Source organism: Enterobacter cloacae complex sp. IR5459, from assembly GCF_049238005.1.
In the GTDB taxonomy this organism is placed as follows: domain Bacteria; phylum Pseudomonadota; class Gammaproteobacteria; order Enterobacterales; family Enterobacteriaceae; genus Enterobacter; species Enterobacter hormaechei_C.
In genome coordinates, this window is sequence record NZ_JBMKIG010000005.1 from 297,242 (window position 1) to 315,247 (window position 18,006).

Here is an 18,006-nt window from a genome sequence, read left to right on the forward strand (position 1 = left end):
TGAGCGAAATGGTTGATATGACAAAAACTACCACTGAGAAAAAACTCACTCCGGGTGATATTCGTGGCGTGTTCATCCGTTCTAACCTGTTTCAGGGTTCATGGAACTTCGAACGTATGCAGGCGCTCGGCTTCTGCTTCTCCATGGTGCCGGCCATCAAACGCCTGTATCCGGAAAACAACGAAGCACGCCGTCAGGCAATTAAGCGTCATCTGGAATTCTTCAACACCCATCCTTATGTTGCGGCGCCGGTTCTGGGCGTGACGCTGGCGATGGAAGAGCAGCGTGCGAACGGGGCTGAAATCGACGATGGTGCCATCAACGGTATCAAAGTTGGTCTGATGGGGCCGCTGGCAGGCGTGGGCGACCCGATTTTCTGGGGTACCGTGCGTCCGGTCTTTGCGGCGCTGGGCGCCGGGATCGCCATGAGCGGCAGCCTGCTCGGTCCTCTGCTGTTCTTCATCCTGTTCAACGCGGTGCGTCTGCTGACCCGTTACTACGGCGTGGCGTACGGCTATCGTAAAGGTGTGGATATCGTTAAGGATATGGGCGGCGGCTTCCTGCAAAAACTGACTGAGGGGGCGTCAATTCTCGGCCTGTTTGTAATGGGGGCGCTGGTTAACAAGTGGACGCACGTAAACATCCCGCTGGTGGTATCAACGATCACCGGTCAGGATGGTCAGACGCGCGTTACCACCGTGCAGACCATTCTGGACCAGCTGATGCCGGGCCTGGTACCGCTGCTGTTAACCTTCGCCTGTATGTGGCTGCTGCGTAAGAAAGTGAACCCGCTTTGGATCATCGTTGGCTTCTTCGTCATCGGTATCGCGGGCTACGCTGTCGGCCTGCTGGGTCTGTAATAAAATGCGTTACTGATCGGGGGCTTGCCCCCGGTCTTTTTATCTGGAGGATGAATGACTGTCACGGACACCGTACTGGTTTTATTTATTGTTGCCCTTCTGGCTTACGCGATCTATGACGAGTTTATTATGCCTCGCCGCCACGGCGAGACGCTGCTGACCCTTCCCCTCTTACGCCGTGGACGCATTGATGCGTTTATCTTCGCCGGTCTGGTAGTCATCCTCATTTACAATAATGTGACCAGCCACGGCGCAATATTAACCACATGGTTATTATGTGCGCTGGCATTAATGGCGATTTACCTGTTCTGGATCCGCTCGCCAAAACTCATTTTTAAAAAACACGGATTCTTCTTCGCCAATGTCTGGATAGAATATAACCGTATTAAAGAGATGAATTTATCCGAAGACGGGGTTCTGGTGATGCAATTAGAACAACGCCGCCTGCTCATCCGGGTCAGAAATATTGATGACCTGGAAAAGATATACAAATTACTTGTTAAAACTCAATGATTTATAATTATAGCATCTGCTATATATTGCATTATTCTTGAACCAGCAATATAGCCGGTGCTATATCTCCTCTGTTAATTGACTTATATTTATTAACGATATTTTCACGCATAAATCTAAATGAAAATCGTTATCAACATAGTGGCTATATAAAGCCATCTTCGTTGTTGTTTTATATTCTCAAAATATGTTAAGGTTGCGCCCGTCGTTGGGGAGTAGCCGATTTCCTGCCTGCGGGAAATGTACGTGTCAACATACTCGTTGAAAAACGTGGCGCGTACGGATCGTTTTTAAGCACAATTACTGTGCCAGAAGCGATCAGGCGAGACCATAGATACATCAACTGCTGTTTACTGGGGGCAGTGATGTGTCATATGGATATCCCCGGTCTGGACGCTCTTATGAATATCTCCGCTACGATCCTTCTGGCTTTTGGCATGTCCATGGACGCATTTGCCGCCTCTATCGGCAAAGGTGCCACTCTCCATAAACCTAAATTTTCCGAAGCCCTGCGTACCGGTCTCATCTTTGGCGCTATCGAAACGCTGACGCCGCTTATCGGCTGGGGACTGGGGATGCTCGCCAGCCAGTTTGTGCTGGAGTGGAATCACTGGATTGCTTTCGTGCTGCTGGTGTTCCTCGGCGGACGTATGGTGATTGAAGGTTTTCGTGGCAACGGCGATGAAGATGATGCGCCGCTGCAACGCCACGGCTTCTGGCTTCTGGTGACAACCGCCATCGCAACCAGCCTGGATGCAATGGCCGTGGGTGTCGGTCTGGCGTTTTTGCAGGTCAATATTATCGCCACCGCGCTGGCGATTGGCTGCGCCACGCTGATCATGTCAACGCTGGGGATGATGGTGGGTCGGTTCATTGGCCCGCTGTTAGGCAAACGCGCCGAAATTCTGGGCGGTATCGTGTTGATCGGGATTGGTGCCCAAATCCTTTGGGCACACTTCGCGGGTTAACCTTCGCGCTGCCAGCAATGGATGCTGAAATCCGTCTGGCAGCGAAATTCTGTCTGCGCTGCCAGCGTTTCCCACACCTCTGGTTTTGCCCGCCACGCAAACGGCGTCATTTGCAGTAACGCCACCGCTTCACTTCCCTGCAACATCATTTCATACGCTACCGACTGCGCCTGCTTTAACGCAAAGCCTGCCAGCTGTTCAGAGTGAGGCGCATGCAGGTGAACTTCATCATAGATCAGCCCTTTTAGCTCCAGCAGATGACGCGGCCCTGGCGTGACGGTGATAACCCAGCCACCGGGCTTAACGACGCGCGCCAGCTCCTCAGCCTTGCACGGCGCATAGATACGCACCACGGCGTCCATACTCGCTTCCTCAAACGGCAGGCGGTGGCTGGAGGCCACGCAGAACGTTACCGCTGAGTAGCGTTTGGCTGCCGCACGGATAGCCACTTTAGATACGTCCAGCCCGTACGTTTCGGCGCCCTTCTCAGCCGCCACGTCAGCAAACGTGGCGGTGTAGTAACCTTCGCCGCAGCCGATATCCAGCATGGCGGATGCGCCTTCTGTCAGATATTCACGGAGTAAGGCGACAACGGCATCCCTGAGCGGTTGATAATGCCCGGCATCGAGAAACGCCCGGCGCGCCTGCATCATCTCCGCGCTGTCACCCGGGTCCCGGGAGCGCTTGTGCTGTACCGGCAGAAGATTTACATAGCCCTCTTTCGCCCGGTCAAACTGATGTCCCTGTGGACAGATAAACGTTTTCTCCGCGCGCGTCAGCGGCGCGTGGCAAAGGGGACAACTGAAAGACATGACAGCTCCAGGGCGTAAACCAAAAGGCGAAGTGTACCGCTATTCGCCAGGGTTATAAACGGCTGGGTGATGCATCACGATCAGATGGTCAGAATCTGCCGGCAGCCCGTCAGGCTTTACGTTTTCCAGACGCAGAACGTTCCCCATGATTTCGCTGAAAACGGGCGCGGAAACGGCCCCGCCGTAATAGGCACCGTTTTGCGGATCGTTAATCACCACCACCAGCGCAAAACGGGGATCGCTGGCAGGCGCAACGCCTGCGGTATAGGCGACGTATTTATCCACATACTTACCGTGTTCATCGATTTTTTTGGCCGTCCCGGTTTTTATCGCCACGCGATAGTTACGCACCGCCGCTTTGATTCCACCACCGCCGGGTAACGCGACGCTCTCCATCATGTGCTCCACCTCGTGAACAATTTCCTCGGGCATCACCCGCTTGCCAATCACCGGCGGATCGATTCGGGTGATGGACAGAGGCCGTTCAATGCCATAGCTGCCGATGGTGGCATACACATGCGCCAGCTGGAGGGGGGTTACCATCAGGCCATATCCAAAGGCAAAGGTCGCCCGGTCTAACTGGCTCCAGAATTTCCGCTGCGGCAGTAAACCTGCGCTTTCTCCCGTTAAGCCAAGCCCGGTACTCTCGCCAAAGCCAAAGTGTTTATAGGTATCCAGTAACCGTTGCACAGGCATCGCCAGCGAAAGACGGGACACGCCCGTGTCACTGGATTTTTGCAGGATGCCGGTCATCGTCAGCTCGGGATAGTAGCCCACATCGCGGATACGATGGCCATCAATGGTGTAGGGATGCGTGTCTATGACGCTGTCAGGCTGTACCAGCCCCTGCTGTAGCGCCGTCATCAGCACCAGAGGCTTAACGGTAGAGCCAGGCTCAAAGGTGTCGCTGATCGCGCGATTGCGAAAATCATCCAGCGTTGCCCCTTCCCGGTTGTTGGGGTTGAAGTCGGGGAAGCTCGCCATCGCCAGAATTTCGCCCGTCTGGATATTAATTAGCACCGACGCGCCTGACTCAGCTTTGTTCCACGCCACGGCATTATCCAGCGCGTCTTCGGTGATAGTTTGCAGGCGTTCATCGATACTAAGCTGGATATTATGTGCAGGTACGGGAGCCACCTCCGTGAGGTTCTCCACCACATGTCCGTAGCGATCTTTCCTGACCAGCCGCACGCCTGCCTTCCCGGTAAGCTGCGTGTTGAAGCTTTTCTCGACACCCTCAATGCCCTGACCATCAATATTGGTGAAGCCAATCAGGTTCGCCGCCACGTGCCCGGCAGGATAAAAGCGGCGGGACTCATCGCGAAGGTTGATACCCGGAAGACGCAGCTTATCGATCCACTTTGCCTGGGAGGGATCAACCTGACGGGCAAGGTAAATAAATCGCCCGTGCGGGTTACTGTTGATTCGCGATGCGAGCGTGCTCAGAGAAAGGTGTAAGGCATTTGCCAGGGCCTGCCAGCGCGAATCATAACCGATCCCCCCTTTTTCCAGCACTGTTTTGGGATCGGCCCAGACGGCCTGGACAGGTACGCTCACCGCAAGGGGTCGTCCTTCACGGTCCACAATCATCCCCCGCGGGGCGTCTATCGCCACTTCGCGCAGGGAGCGCATATCCTCCTGCTTAACCAGATTATCCGGTTTGATAATTTGCAGCCACGCCACGCGGCCCAGCAGAAACGCAAGACTACAAAAGATAGCGAGACACAGAAGTGCAAAACGTGCCGGAGTAAAGTTTCCGGTGGTCGTTATTGTCTTTTTTTTCACCTTAACCCCAGGGCTGTTGATCAACGCCCTGATTTAACGGGAAAAGCGGATAAGAAGGCGGGAAAACAATGCTAATAATCTCGAGGGTTTGCAACAAGATAATAACAGCGGAGGATTACGTAATATTTTGAAAAATAAGCGAATAAAAAAGCCCCGCATCGGCGAGGCTTATGTCTGAGATCGAAGCGCTGAGCGCTTCAGTCAGCAGTGATTCGATCAGATAGCAGTTACGTTAACCGCAGCTGGGCCTTTCTGGCCATCCTGAATTTCGAACTCAACGTTCTGGCCTTCAGCCAGAGTTTTGAAGCCGTTACCCTGGATTGCAGAGAAGTGTACGAACACATCTTTGCTGCCGTCAGCAGGAGTAATGAAACCAAAACCTTTAGACTCGTTGAACCACTTAACTTGACCTTTAATCTTTGCCATTTGCAAAATTCCTTAGAGTGTTTTCTTAGCCCGCAGGCTTTGACTTAGATAAAACTGAGACATTACTGCTTGAGGCACTAATATAAGGTTCGGCAGAGAAGCGGTATTCAACGACAACGTGTTTACTCAGGACTTCTTTACTGAAAATGCCACACATAAACAGAACTGTACCTCGTTTGACCCAAAACGTGTTATCACACACAACGTTTAATATGGCAAGCCATTTTTAAACATGTCTCGATCCGCCGCACAAATTCAGGTGTTACTCCATAACAATCTGCACGGTTATGCGAATTGTCAAATGAAGCGCTACCTGACCTCACTGCCCGCAGGGTGCGTTGACGCGCCCTGTAATCAAAGACTTTTTAAACATAGCTCAATCATTTCAAAGCGTCCATCCCAATCCCTGATTTTCTTTAAAAGAATGACTGAGTTAGAACATTTTGTGAAAAGTTATGCTGAAAACATTGCAACGCACCGACATGTGTCAGGGAATATACGATGTTAATTACATTTTGCTAATTGTATTAAAATCCACCATTTAATTAGCGTTATTCTGCACCAAAATAATGAAATTTTTATGACTCTGCCTCAAAACAAGGCAAGCAAAACGTTTCGATAAAAATAAAACACTTCGGGAAAGATAAAACACACAATTTATTCAACGAAACGGTAATTATCGAATAAGGATAAATATTCACCAGTTTTCAGTATGCTGAAACAATAGTTAACTGCTGCTTAATTATATGTTGGGATGTTGTGGATCACATTTGATAAGGGAGGGGATTTACGCCGTACGTCAGGCCACCTCCCTTTCCGGGCAAACTATCGTTCGGCTACCAGGCGAATGAAGTCTTCCTCGTCCTGTTGTTGAGCAACAGCGTCCTTAGGTACCGCTTTCTCCTCCGGCTCGTTGGCTTCGCACAGACGACGCAGCAACGCATTCTGCCGTTTCTGCTGATCGAGCAATGCTTCCAGCAGTTCAATCTGCTCGTTTATGCGGGAGCTGGCGCGGTTAACGAAGAACCACAGTACCAGCCCAACGACCAGCACCACCAAAGACATTACCAGGGATGCAATGCTCAGCAGCCCCGAATTCAGTAACTCACCCATTTCACCACCTCAGTAAAAACAGTCATTTTACCACTGCCGCCACGTAAGGACATCACTCAGCGTAAAAATGGCCTCTACCAGGGGATAAACTTATTGATTGAACAAATGCCGCTAAAGAATTGTACATCCTGATCGCACATCACATTGATAGTCTGCGTCCACAGCACCACACAAGCTATCAACACTATAATCAGAATTACCCAGCGTATTTTTTTCACTCCACACTCCGTCTTATGACCTGATGCAGCCAGGTTATCACGGTTATCTTAAACAGGGGCTAACTGTACCTTCAACAGACGCTTTTCGGAATCGTGCACTTGTTTCACTGCGTAAACCCGTTACGCTTACTCCATGACAACAAAGAAAAAAGAGGCAACGATGCGTTTACTTATTCGTACAGTAATTGTACTGGCCATTGTGTGGATCGGCCTGTTATTAAGTGGGTACGGCGTATTAATGGGAAGCAAAGAAAATGCCGCGGGTCTGGGTATCCAGTGTAAATATCTTACCGCCCGGGGGGTAAGCACGGCGCAGTACATCCATTCCGACAGCGGGATCATCGGGTTAACCAACTGTCCTGTGCTGCGTAAATCATCTGATGTGATTGATAACGGTTAATCAGCGTTGAATTTCGCTTACAAGAACGCCGCACTGTTGCGGCGTTTTTATTGAAAGCGTCGATCAGAACGGATAATCGTTATAGCCCATCTGCTCTGAAATTTTGCGCGCTGCGGTATGCAGGATCGCCACATATTCATGAAGACGCTCTTCAGAGAAACGCAGCGTTGGGAACGAAATGCTCAGGCCCGCAATGACAACGCCGAAGCGGTCAAATACCGGCACACCGATGCAACGCAGCCCCTCTTCCTGCTCTTCGTTATCTTCCCCGTAACCCTGCTCACGCACATTATCCAGCACGCTCAGCAGTTCATCCGTACTGGTAATGGTGCGGTCGGTGCTGCGTTTGTACTCCACCCCGTCAAGGATCTGCTTCACCTCTTCGCGATCGCGCCAGGCCAGCAGTACTTTACCAATTGCGGTGCTGTAGAGCGGGTTACGACGACCGATGCGTGAATACATGCGCAGGTTGTACATGGAGTCAATTTTGTGGATGTAAACAATGCTGTCTTCATCCAGCGCACCGAGGTGAATTGTCTCTTTCGTCAATCGTGAAAGTTCACGCATCTGAATGTCAGCGCTGCGGATCAGATCCACGTTTTGCAAAGCGCGGGCGCCCAGTTCAAACAGTTTCAGCGTCAGAGAATATTTTTCTGATTCTCCTTCCTGCGCGACATAACCCAATGATTTCATCGTCTGCAAAAAGCGATAAACGGTGCTTTTCGACATCATCACACGCTGCGACAACTCTGTAATACCAATTTCACGCTCTTCTCCGAGCGCCTGCAAGATGCCAAACACCTTCAGCACGGAAGAAACAGAATCTGGCTGCTTATCCAAATCTGCGATTGCCATTTATCACCTCATGGAGAGTGTTTTATAAAAATCAGAACCGGTTTTTATTATAAATTCGTGTGATGCGTGCTGCAATCTATCTGGGTTTACTTCGTTACAAATCTGCGACATAAAACCGAAATAACGATGCTAAAATAGTTACTCTGAAAATAATTTCACGCTGAGTCATTCTTTTCCCATGCAAAAAAACGTTTCTGATGGCCTGCCCTTACCGCAGCGGTACGGGGCAATTGCCACTATTGTCATCGGTATTTCGATGGCTGTCCTTGACGGTGCGATTGCCAACGTTGCTCTTCCTACCATTGCAAAAGACCTTAATGCTTCTCCCGCAAGCTCTATCTGGATTGTGAACGCGTACCAGATAGCAATTGTGATTTCCCTCCTGTCACTCTCTTTCCTGGGCGATATGTTTGGCTATCGCCGGGTTTACCAGTGCGGGCTGGTGGTCTTTACCCTCACCTCGCTCTTCTGTGCCCTTTCCGATTCACTGCACACCCTCACCCTGGCGCGTATCGCGCAGGGCTTTGGCGGCGCGGCGCTAATGAGCGTGAACACGGCCCTCATACGGCTTATCTATCCTCACCGCCACCTGGGGCGCGGCATGGGCATTAATTCCTTTATTGTGGCCGTGTCGTCCGCTGCCGGGCCGACGATTGCCGCCGCCATTCTGTCCGTTGCCTCGTGGCAGTGGCTGTTTGCCATTAATGTGCCGCTGGGTATTGTGGCGATCTTCTTCGCCCTGCGCTATCTTCCGGAAAATGGTCCGAAAAACACCATGCCGCGTTTTGACCTGCCCAGCGCCGTGATGAACGCGCTGACCTTTGGCCTGCTGATTACCGCGCTGAGCGGATTTGCGCAGGGGCAGTCTCTGTCGCTCATTGCCGCAGAAATCGTTGCCATGCTTATCATCGGATTTTTCTTCGTACGACGTCAGCTGGCGCTGCCCGTGCCGTTACTGCCGGTGGATTTGCTGCGTATTCCGCTGTTTTCGCTATCCATTTGTACCTCCATTTGCTCGTTCTGCGCCCAGATGCTGGCGCTGGTTGCGCTGCCGTTCTTTTTGCAGAGCGTGATTGGCCGTTCGGAAGTGGAAACAGGCTTGCTGCTCACGCCCTGGCCTCTGGCAACCATGGTGATGGCCCCGCTGGCCGGTTACCTTATTGAGCGCGTTCATGCCGGGCTTCTGGGGGCGATTGGGCTGGTTGTCATGGCGGTGGGACTGTTTGCACTGGCGCTCCTGCCCGCCTCGCCAGGGGATCTGGATATTATCTGGCGCATGATCCTGTGCGGGGCCGGTTTTGGTCTGTTCCAGTCCCCTAATAACCACACGATTATCACCTCTGCCCCACGTCATCGCAGCGGTGGCGCCAGCGGGATGCTGGGCACGGCAAGACTGTTAGGGCAAAGCACCGGGGCCGCACTGGTAGCCTTGATGTTTAACCTGGCCGGGCAGAATGCGACACACGTTGCGCTGATTACCGCAGGGACACTGGCGACCCTCGCGGCTGTCATTAGCGGTCTTCGTGTCACCCAGCCAAAGGCGCAGGCATAAAAAAACCGGGCGGAGAAGGACTCCTGCCCGGTTGTTTTCAACCCGATTACGTTACTTCAGATATTCGCCGCTACGCAGCGCTTCAATACGTTTATCCAGCGGCGGGTGAGACATAAACAGCTCGCTCAGCGACTTTGACTTGCCGTTGATGCAGAAGGCCATCATGCTGTTTGCTTCCTGCGGCTCGTAGCTGGTTTTAAGACGTTGCAGCGCAGCAATCATCTTTTCACGACCCACCAGTTTCGCGGAACCGGCATCCGCATGGAACTCACGATGACGGGAGAACCACATGGTAATAATGCTTGCCAGGATACCGAACACCAGCTCCAGCACCATTGAAACAGCAAAATAGATCAGCGGGTTGCCGTTGCTCTCTTCACCCTCATCACGGTTGCCACCCATAAACCCGGCAGCAATCTGCGCCAGAATACGGGAAATAAAGATAACGAAGGTGTTCACCACGCCCTGGATCAGGGTCATGGTGACCATATCGCCGTTGGCGATGTGGCTGATCTCGTGAGCAATAACCGCTTCCGCTTCGTCACGGCTCATGTTTTGCAGCAGACCGGTGCTGACGGCCACCAGGGACGCGTCACGACGCGCACCGGTAGCAAACGCGTTGATATCCGGCGCGTGGTAGATGGCTACCTGTGGCATGGCAATGCCTGCCTGCTTTGACTGCTGAGCAACCGTGCTCATCAGCCACTGCTCCATATCGTTACGCGGTTGCTCAATAACTTCACCGCCCACGGATTTCAGTGCCATCCACTTCGACATTAGCAGTGAAATGAAAGAGCCACCGAAACCAAACAGCAGCGCCATAATCAACAGACCCTGAACGCTGCTCGACTGAATTCCCGTCAGGCTTAGCACCAGCCCGAATACCACCATCACCGCCAGGTTGGTGAGCAGGAAGAGCGCGATTCGCATCATAATATTCTTTTAACCTCAGTTTAACAAAACGCACTATGCGATTACCCACATCGTATGGGTATTACGGCTATTTTCAAGCATCCAGACGGCGTAAGTCACCAGAAAGACACAACTTTACACAATTGGAAATCTGCCTGACGGAAGGATGAGGAACAAAAAGAAACAGGCACAATTTCTTGTGCCTGTTGGGGGATTATTTTGTCGGAGCAGGTTGCACAGCAGGTTTCTCTTTTTCCAGCTTCGCGAGATCAAGCGCGATATGCACCGTCTCGTCCAGATACGGATCGGGCTCCTGGTAATCCTTAGGCAGATCGTCCAGTTTTTTGAGCAGAGGCTTGCCTTCACGTTTGAAGCGATCGTTGATACGCGCCAGACGTGTCGCGTCATCTTCATTGTTCTCTTTCTCACGCTGAGCGTAGTTCAGAGACACAATGTTCCGTTTTGCTTTCAGGGCGTTGAAACGCGCGATGTCCTTCATGATGTACTGGAATTCCGGATCCTTCCCGATGCGATCGTTGTGATTTTTCAGCAGTTCCGGTCCGAACTGTTTCATATCACCCGATTTCACGAATGTCGCGGCATCAATGCTATCCCACGGCAGCGCGTTATCTTCAAACTTCTCGCCCGTTTCCGTCTCTTCGGTACCTGTCGGCATCATAATATCCGGCGTCACGCCTTTGCGCTGCGTGCTGCCGCCGTTGACGCGGTAGAACTTCTGAATGGTGTACTGTACTGAGCCCAGCGCCGGCCATTCAGGGCGCAGCATCTGGTCGTAAATACGGTTCAGAGAGCGGTACTGCTGAACGGTGCCCTTGCCAAACGTCGGTTCGCCGACGATTAACGCCCGGCCGTAATCCTGCATGGCAGCAGCGAAGATTTCCGATGCAGAGGCGCTGAAGCGATCGACAAGCACCACCAGCGGCCCCTTATAGTAGACCACACCATCGGTATCCGCATCTTCACGCACTTTACCGTTGTTATCGCGCACCTGTACCACCGGGCCAGACGGGATAAACAGCCCGGAAAGCGAGACGGCCTCGGTCAATGCCCCGCCGCCGTTGCTGCGCAGGTCAATGATCACGCTGCTGACATTCTGCTTTTCAAGCTTCTGAAGCTGCACTTTCACATCATCGGTCAGGCCGACGTAGAAACCAGGGATATCCAGAACGCCAACCTTCTCTTTACCCACGGTTTTCACCGACATTTTCACCGCGCGATCTTCCAGACGGATACGCTCACGGGTCAGAGTAACGATACGGGTTTTGGTCCCCTTACCGGCTGGCAGGATCTCTAGGCGAACTTTGCTGCCCTTCGGCCCTTTGATCAGCGCAACTACGTCATCAAGACGCCAGCCAATCACGTCCACCATGCTCTTTCCGGTTTGGCCCACACCGACAATACGGTCGCCTACGCTGATCGCTTTGCTTTTCGATGCAGGGCCACCGGCCACCATGGAGTTGATTACGGTGTAGTCATCGTCCATCTGAAGCACAGCACCGATACCTTCCAGAGACAGGCTCATTTCGGTATTGAACTGTTCGGTGTTACGTGGAGAGAGATAATTAGTGTGCGGATCAATTTCGTGCGCAAACGCGGTCATCGCCAGCGAGAAAACATCTTCACTGTTGGTCTGCGCCAGACGGCGAATAGCGAACTTGTAGCGACGGTTTAACGTCTCACGGATCTCTTTCTCGTCTTTGCCTGTGAGCTTGAGGCTCAGTTCGTCATATTTGACTTTTCCATCCCACAGCGCATTCAGTTCAGCCTCGTCTTTCGGCCATGGCGCTTTGCTGCGGTCCAGATTAAAGGTGTCGTTGCCGGTGAAGTCCATAGGACGTTCCAGCACTTTCAGCGCGTATTGATAACGCTCAAAACGGCGCTTTTGCGATAAGTTGTACAGATCGTAGAACAGATCGAGTTTTCCGGAGCGCAGCTCATCACCCACTTCGGATTTGCGTTTAGCGAACTGTTCGACATCGCTGGCCAGCAGTACGTTATGGCTGTAATCCAGCAAGTTCAGATAACGGTCAAAGATTTTGGCCGAAAAGGCCTGATCGAGATCGAACTGACGATAGTGCGAACGAGTAAAGCGCGACGTCACGCGCTCACTCACCGTCGCGTGCTGAGTCTCTTCCTTGAGAACCGGAATTTGATCAACACGCGTAATATCGTCCACAGCGAAAGCGTGGCCTGTTATAGCAAACAGGCCAGCCAGCGCGGTGAGCTTAAAAAAAGTGTTCATGCCAGGCTCGGCCTCCGTTTCAGAACAACAAGTGTTCTGCGCGTACAATCATTGACATACCAGAAGTCAGCTGTACACGAACGCCATCTTTGGTGATTTCCAGTACGGTGGCGTCCATCGCGTTGTTACCCGCTTTCACCTTCAGAGACTGACCTACGCTCAGCGCATTGATGTCAGAAACCGGGGTGTGGCGCGGCTCTTCGCGCGGCGCACGTGGGGCTTTAGCTGCTGGTTTGTCAGCACGCGGTTTGCGATCGTTATTTTCAGTACGACGCGGTGCCGGGCGCGGTTTACGCTCGCGACGAGGGGCGTCTTCCTGACCGTTTGCCGCTGCGGCTTCGCGTTTTTTCGCCTGCTGTTCCGCACGCTGTGCCTGCACGCGAGCTTTGGCTTCTTCAAGCTGCTTACGCGCATGTTCTACGTGCTGCTCGTCCAGCTCACCGCACGGGTTGCCGTCAAGGTCGACACGGGTCGCACCCGGCTTGATACCGTACAGGTAACGCCAGCTCGAGGTATAAAGGCGCAAGGCAGAACGAAGCTGCGTTTTGCTGAGGTTCATCTCCCCCTCAACGCGCGCGACCAAATCCTGAAAGATACCGACTTTCAGAGGACGCGCTTCACCTTCAGCGCTGAAGCACTGCGGGAAACGCTCGGCCAGAAATGCGATAACTTCTTTACTGCTATTCAACTTAGGTTGATTTTCCATGAAATTTCCTGATTACAACGGACGTTGCCAACAAGCGCAGGCATGAACAGGCGACATTATAATGACGCTATCAGTAAATGCTACGTTATCCGTTGATTATCCTGCGACGCTCGCAAAGAATTTATGATAATCGGTCTCTGCCAGAACATTTTCCAGGTTTGCGGCCAGCGCGCGCAGCCCCTGCTCATCCTCGGCAGTAAAGCGACTGAAGACCGTGCTGTCGATATCCAGAACGCCAATAATCTGATTTTTAACCACCAGCGGCAGTACGATTTCAGAATTGCTGCTGGCATCGCAGGCGATGTGGCCGTCAAACGCATGAACATCTTCGACACGCTGAACCTGACGGGTCGCCACTGCGGTACCGCACACGCCGCGACCTACCGGGATACGCACGCAGGCGAGTTTCCCCTGGAAAGGCCCCAGTACCAGCGTGTCGCCTTCCAGCAGATAAAAGCCCGCCCAGTTCACGTCAGAAAGGCGTTCGAACAGTAACGCACTGGTATTTGCCAGAGTGGCTAAGAAACTGGTTTCCCCTGCCATTAATGCCTTAAAATCGCGATTCAGATCCGCGTAGAATTCTGTTTTGTTCATTATTCAATCACTTAGTTATCTTACATAGTTACCGCATAGCCTATTAAAATAAGCATTAAATGCGCTCATGCTCAAGATGAATCCGTTCATGAGTTATTATAACTTTCAACAATACTAATCTGTGTGCGACTGATGGCCCTAAAAACACCCCAAATTACGCCGACACGAAAGATCGTTGTCCGTACGGTAAGCCAGGCTCTGCCCCGTGCACATTATCAGCGTTGTCCCCAGTGCGATACGCTTTTTATGTTGCCGAAGATGAAATCGCACCAAAGTGCTTTTTGTCCATGCTGCGATGCCAAAATTCGCGATGGCCGGGACTGGTCATTGACGCGTCTGGCGGCAATGGCGGTCACCATGCTACTGCTGATGCCCTTCGCCTGGACCGAGCCGCTGTTAAAGCTCTACCTGCTTGGCGTGCGTATTGACGCTAACGTGTTGCAGGGGATCTGGCAGATGACGCGCCAGGGCGATCCGCTTACGGCCGCCATGGTGCTGTTCTGCGTCGTCGGCGCGCCGTTGGTGCTGGTCGCGGCAATTGCCTACCTGTGGTTTGGCAACATACTGGGGATGAACCTGCGCCCCGTCCTGCTCATGCTGGAAAAGCTCAAGGAGTGGGTGATGCTGGACATCTATCTGGTGGGCGTCGGCGTGGCGTCTATCAAGGTGCAGGATTATGCATTTTTACAACCTGGCATTGGCCTTTTTGCGTTTATTTCACTGGTCCTGCTGAGTATTCTGACCCTGATTCATCTCAATGTTGAACAGCTTTGGGAGCGATTTTACCCGCAGCGTCCCGCGACCCGGCCTGATGACAACCTGCGCGTCTGCCTGGGGTGCCATTACACCGGTTTTCCGGATAAACGCGGGAGATGTCCGCGCTGCCACATTCCGTTAAGATTGCGACGCAACAACAGCCTGCAAAAATGCTGGGCGGCGCTTATCGCCTCCCTGGTATTTTTGTTCCCGGCCAACATGCTGCCGATCTCCGTAATTTATGTGAACGGCGCCCGTCAGGAAGATACTATCCTTTCAGGGATTATCTCTCTGGCGCACAGTAACGTGGGGGTCGCCGCCATTGTTTTCATCGCCAGTATTCTGGTGCCCTTTACCAAAGTGGTGGTGATGTTTACGCTGCTTATCAGCATTCACTTTAAATGCGAACAAGGACTACGCACCCGCATCCTGCTTCTGCGATTCGTGACCTGGATTGGTCGCTGGTCGATGTTGGATCTGTTCGTGATTTCGCTGATGATGTCGCTCATCAATCGCGATCAGTTACTTGCTTTTACCATGGGACCCGCAGCTTTTTATTTCGGCTCTGCGGTGATATTGACTATTCTTGCAGTGGAATGGCTGGACAGCCGCTTACTTTGGGACGCACATGAGTCAGGAAACGCCCGCTTCGCCGACTGAAGCGAGAATTAAAACAAAACGCCGCATTTCGCCATTCTGGTTGCTACCTGTCATCGCGCTGATGATCGCAGGCTGGCTTATCTGGACGAGCTATGAAGATCGCGGAAGTACCATCACGATTGATTTCCAGTCTGCGGACGGCATTGTCGCCGGACGTACCCCCGTTCGCTTCCAGGGGGTGGAAGTGGGTACCGTGCAGGATATTTCCCTCGGCAAAGGGCTGAACAAAATTCAGGTCCGGGCGAGCATTAAGTCTGATATGCAGGATGCCCTGCGCGCCGAAACGCAGTTCTGGCTGGTCACGCCTAAAGCCTCCCTGGCCGGCGTTTCCGGGCTGGATGCGCTTGTGGGCGGTAACTATATCGGCATGATGCCCGGCAAAGGCGAGCCACAGGATCACTTTGTTGCGCTGGACACCCAGCCGAAATATCGGCTGAATAACGGCGATTTGATGATCCACCTCCGCGCGCCGGATTTGGGTTCGCTGAACAGTGGTTCTCTGGTCTATTTCCGCAAAATTCCGGTTGGTCGCGTTTACGACTACGCCATTAACCCGAACAAAGATGGCGTGACCATTGATGTACTCATCGAGCGCCGTTTTACCAACCTGGTGAAAAAAGGCAGTCGCTTCTGGAACGTCTCCGGCGTCGATGCCGACCTGAGCTTAAGCGGTGCGAAAGTGAAGCTTGAGAGCCTGGCGGCGCTGGTGAATGGCGCTATCGCCTTCGACTCACCTGCTGACTCCAGCCCTGCCGCCGCAGAAGATACCTTTGGCCTGTACGCCGACCTGGCGCACAGCCAGCGCGGCGTCATCGTCAAGCTGACCCTGCCGGATGCCAAAGGCCTGAAAGCCGGTTCGACCCCGTTGATGTACCAGGGTTTAGAGGTCGGGCAACTGACAAAATTAACCCTCAATGCGGGCGGCTCCGTTACCGGCGAAATGACGGTGGATCCGAGCGTGGTGGATCTCCTGCGGGAAAAAACGCGCATTGAACTGCGTAATCCGAAGCTCTCCCTCAGCGACGCCAGCATCAGTTCCCTGCTGACGGGAAGCACCTTTGAGCTGATCCCCGGTGAAGGCGCGCCGAATAAAAACTTTGTTATCGCCCCGGCGGATAAAGCCCTGCTGCAAAAACCGGGCGTGTTGACGGTTACGCTGAATGCGCCGGAAAGCTACGGTATCGAAGCCGGGCAACCGCTGATCCTGCACGGTGTGCAGGTGGGCCAGGTCCTCGAACGTAAGCTGACAGAAAAAGGGGTCTCCTTCTCCGCCGCCATCGATCCGCAGTACAGCAATCTGGTTCACGGCGACAGTAAATTTGTGGTTAACAGCCGGGTCGACGTGAAGGTGGGTCTGGACGGCGTTGAGTTCCTCGGCGCCAGCGCCAGCGAGTGGGTTAACGGCGGGATCCGCATTCTGCCGGGCAGCAAAGGTGCGCTGCGCGAGAGTTATCCGCTGTTCGCCAATCTGGACAAAGCCATTGAAAACAGCCTTGGCGACCTGCCGACCACCACGCTGACCTTAAGCGCTGAAACGCTGCCGGACGTCCAGGCAGGCTCCGTCGTGCTTTATCGTAAGTTTGAAGTCGGGGAAGTGATCACCGTTCGTCCTCGTGCGGACGCGTTTGATATCGAACTGCATATCAAGCCGGAGTACCGCAAGCTGCTCACGCCAAACAGCGTGTTCTGGGCTGAAGGCGGCGCGAAAGTGCAGCTCAACGGCAGCGGGCTGACCGTACAGGCGTCTCCCCTCTCCCGTGCCCTGCGCGGTGCGATCAGCTTCGATAACCTGAGCGGCGCGGGCGGCAACATGCGTAAAGGTGACAAGCGGATCCTCTTCCCGTCCGAAACCGCGGCGCGTGCGGTCGGGGGGCAGATTACCCTGCACACCTTTGATGCCGGTAAACTGGCTGAAGGCATGCCCATCCGCTATCTCGGCATTGATATCGGGCAGGTCCAGAAGCTGACGCTGATCACCGCGCGCAACGAAGTTCAGGCGACCGCCGTGCTTTATCCGGAATATGTGCAGACGTTCGCCCGGGCAGGCTCGCGCTTCTCGGTGGTTACGCCGCAAATTTCTGCCGCAGGGGTTGAGCATCTCGACACCATACTTCAACCGTACATAAACGTTGAACCGGGTCGCGGCAACGCGCGTCGTGAATTTGAGTTGCAGGAGGCAACCATCACCGACTCCCGTTATCTGGACGGTCTGAGCATTGTGGTTGAAGTGCCGGAAGCCGGTTCGCTGGGCATCGGTACGCCGGTCCTGTTCCGCGGCATTGAAGTGGGGACAGTAACAAGCCTGACGCTGGGTAATCTGTCCGATCGCGTGATGGTCGGCCTGCGCATCAGCCAGCGTTATCAGCATCTGGTTCGCAACAACTCGGTGTTCTGGCTCGCTTCAGGCTACTCGCTGGACTTCGGCCTGACCGGTGGCGTGGTCAAAACGGGGACCTTTAACCAGTTCATTCGCGGCGGCATTGCCTTCGCGACGCCGCCTGGCACGCCTCTGGCGCCTAAGGCGCAGGCAGGTAAACACTTCCTGCTGCTGGAAAGTGAACCGAAAGAGTGGCGCGAATGGGGAACGGCGCTGCCGCGTTAATCTCGCAGGCT

Annotated in this window: 17 protein-coding genes, 1 pseudogene and 1 riboswitch; of the genes and pseudogenes, 7 read left to right on the forward strand and 11 right to left on the reverse strand. The window is 53.3% G+C overall.

Going from position 1 to position 18,006, the window contains the following annotated elements; genetic code table 11:
* The first annotated feature begins 8 nt into the window (after positions 1-8).
* The 3 genes from ACOTX4_RS13160 (at position 9) to mntP (ending at position 2,341) form a co-directional block, all read left to right on the forward strand.
* The gene (locus ACOTX4_RS13160; RefSeq protein WP_006810994.1) at positions 9-860 is read left to right on the forward strand and encodes a PTS mannose transporter subunit IID; all 852 of its coding nucleotides are present in this window, start codon (positions 9-11) and stop codon (positions 858-860) included.
* A gap of 54 nt (positions 861-914) precedes the next feature.
* Positions 915-1,373, forward strand: a complete 459-nt coding sequence (locus ACOTX4_RS13165; protein WP_003859912.1) for a DUF986 family protein — start codon at positions 915-917, stop codon at positions 1,371-1,373.
* Between the two features lie 198 nt (positions 1,374-1,571).
* Positions 1,572-1,773, forward strand: a riboswitch (yybP-ykoY riboswitch).
* 1 nt (position 1,774) lies between these two features.
* Positions 1,775-2,341, forward strand: coding sequence for a manganese efflux pump MntP (gene mntP, locus ACOTX4_RS13170; RefSeq protein ID WP_003859911.1), 567 nt, complete (start codon positions 1,775-1,777; stop codon positions 2,339-2,341).
* Here mntP and rlmA read toward each other — a convergent pair.
* The 6 genes and pseudogenes from rlmA to mgrB form a co-directional block, all read right to left on the reverse strand.
* Positions 2,338-3,153: a 23S rRNA (guanine(745)-N(1))-methyltransferase gene (gene rlmA, locus ACOTX4_RS13175; RefSeq protein ID WP_045329821.1), complete on the reverse strand. Its 816-nt coding sequence runs from the start codon at positions 3,151-3,153 to the stop codon at positions 2,338-2,340. The genes mntP and rlmA overlap by 4 nt on opposite strands.
* A gap of 39 nt (positions 3,154-3,192) precedes the next feature.
* Positions 3,193-4,938: a peptidoglycan glycosyltransferase FtsI gene (gene ftsI, locus ACOTX4_RS13180; RefSeq protein WP_003859909.1), complete on the reverse strand. Its 1,746-nt coding sequence runs from the start codon at positions 4,936-4,938 to the stop codon at positions 3,193-3,195.
* 216 nt (positions 4,939-5,154) lie between these two features.
* Positions 5,155-5,364 carry a transcription antiterminator/RNA stability regulator CspE gene (gene cspE, locus ACOTX4_RS13185; protein ID WP_001062678.1) on the reverse strand — a complete coding sequence of 70 codons (210 nt, stop codon included), beginning with the start codon at positions 5,362-5,364 and terminating at the stop codon, positions 5,155-5,157.
* 12 nt (positions 5,365-5,376) lie between these two features.
* Positions 5,377-5,521, reverse strand: a pseudogene (locus ACOTX4_RS13190) (DUF2627 domain-containing protein).
* Between the two features lie 668 nt (positions 5,522-6,189).
* Positions 6,190-6,477: a YebO family protein gene (locus ACOTX4_RS13195; RefSeq protein ID WP_045329823.1), complete on the reverse strand. Its 288-nt coding sequence runs from the start codon at positions 6,475-6,477 to the stop codon at positions 6,190-6,192.
* Positions 6,478-6,551: 74 nt separating this feature from the next.
* Positions 6,552-6,695 (reverse strand): PhoP/PhoQ regulator MgrB, encoded by a 144-nt coding sequence (mgrB, locus tag ACOTX4_RS13200; protein WP_003859906.1) that lies wholly within the window; start codon positions 6,693-6,695, stop codon positions 6,552-6,554.
* 160 nt (positions 6,696-6,855) lie between these two features.
* Here mgrB and ACOTX4_RS13205 point away from each other — a divergent pair, with 160 nt between their 5' ends.
* Complete coding sequence (locus ACOTX4_RS13205; protein ID WP_003859905.1) at positions 6,856-7,095, forward strand: YobH family protein; 240 nt, start codon at positions 6,856-6,858, stop codon at positions 7,093-7,095.
* A 63-nt stretch (positions 7,096-7,158) separates the two neighbouring features.
* Here ACOTX4_RS13205 and kdgR read toward each other — a convergent pair whose 3' ends face one another.
* On the reverse strand, positions 7,159-7,950 hold the full coding sequence (gene kdgR, locus ACOTX4_RS13210) for a DNA-binding transcriptional regulator KdgR (protein ID WP_003859903.1): 792 nt from the start codon (positions 7,948-7,950) through the stop codon (positions 7,159-7,161).
* Between the two features lie 178 nt (positions 7,951-8,128).
* On the opposite strand from kdgR, the gene ACOTX4_RS13215 reads away from it, so the two are divergent.
* Positions 8,129-9,502, forward strand: coding sequence for an MFS transporter (locus ACOTX4_RS13215; protein ID WP_023314330.1), 1,374 nt, complete (start codon positions 8,129-8,131; stop codon positions 9,500-9,502).
* A 51-nt stretch (positions 9,503-9,553) separates the two neighbouring features.
* On the opposite strand, the gene htpX is transcribed toward ACOTX4_RS13215, so the two are convergent.
* From htpX to ACOTX4_RS13235, 4 genes are all read right to left on the reverse strand, one after another.
* Complete coding sequence (htpX, locus tag ACOTX4_RS13220) at positions 9,554-10,435, reverse strand: protease HtpX (protein WP_003859899.1); 882 nt, start codon at positions 10,433-10,435, stop codon at positions 9,554-9,556.
* Positions 10,436-10,628: 193 nt separating this feature from the next.
* Positions 10,629-12,677 (reverse strand): carboxy terminal-processing peptidase, encoded by a 2,049-nt coding sequence (gene prc, locus ACOTX4_RS13225; protein ID WP_003859896.1) that lies wholly within the window; start codon positions 12,675-12,677, stop codon positions 10,629-10,631.
* A 19-nt stretch (positions 12,678-12,696) separates the two neighbouring features.
* Complete coding sequence (gene proQ / locus ACOTX4_RS13230) at positions 12,697-13,383, reverse strand: RNA chaperone ProQ (RefSeq protein ID WP_003859895.1); 687 nt, start codon at positions 13,381-13,383, stop codon at positions 12,697-12,699.
* Between the two features lie 96 nt (positions 13,384-13,479).
* Positions 13,480-13,977, reverse strand: coding sequence for a GAF domain-containing protein (locus tag ACOTX4_RS13235; protein ID WP_006811006.1), 498 nt, complete (start codon positions 13,975-13,977; stop codon positions 13,480-13,482).
* 132 nt (positions 13,978-14,109) lie between these two features.
* Between ACOTX4_RS13235 and yebS the strand changes: the two genes are divergently transcribed.
* Entirely contained in the window at positions 14,110-15,393 is a 1,284-nt protein-coding gene (yebS, locus tag ACOTX4_RS13240; RefSeq protein ID WP_003859890.1) for a membrane integrity lipid transport subunit YebS, read from the forward strand.
* Positions 15,362-17,995, forward strand: coding sequence for a PqiB family protein (locus ACOTX4_RS13245; protein ID WP_003859888.1), 2,634 nt, complete (start codon positions 15,362-15,364; stop codon positions 17,993-17,995). Before yebS ends, ACOTX4_RS13245 begins: the two co-directional genes overlap by 32 nt.
* Positions 17,996-18,006: the final 11 nt, after the last annotated feature.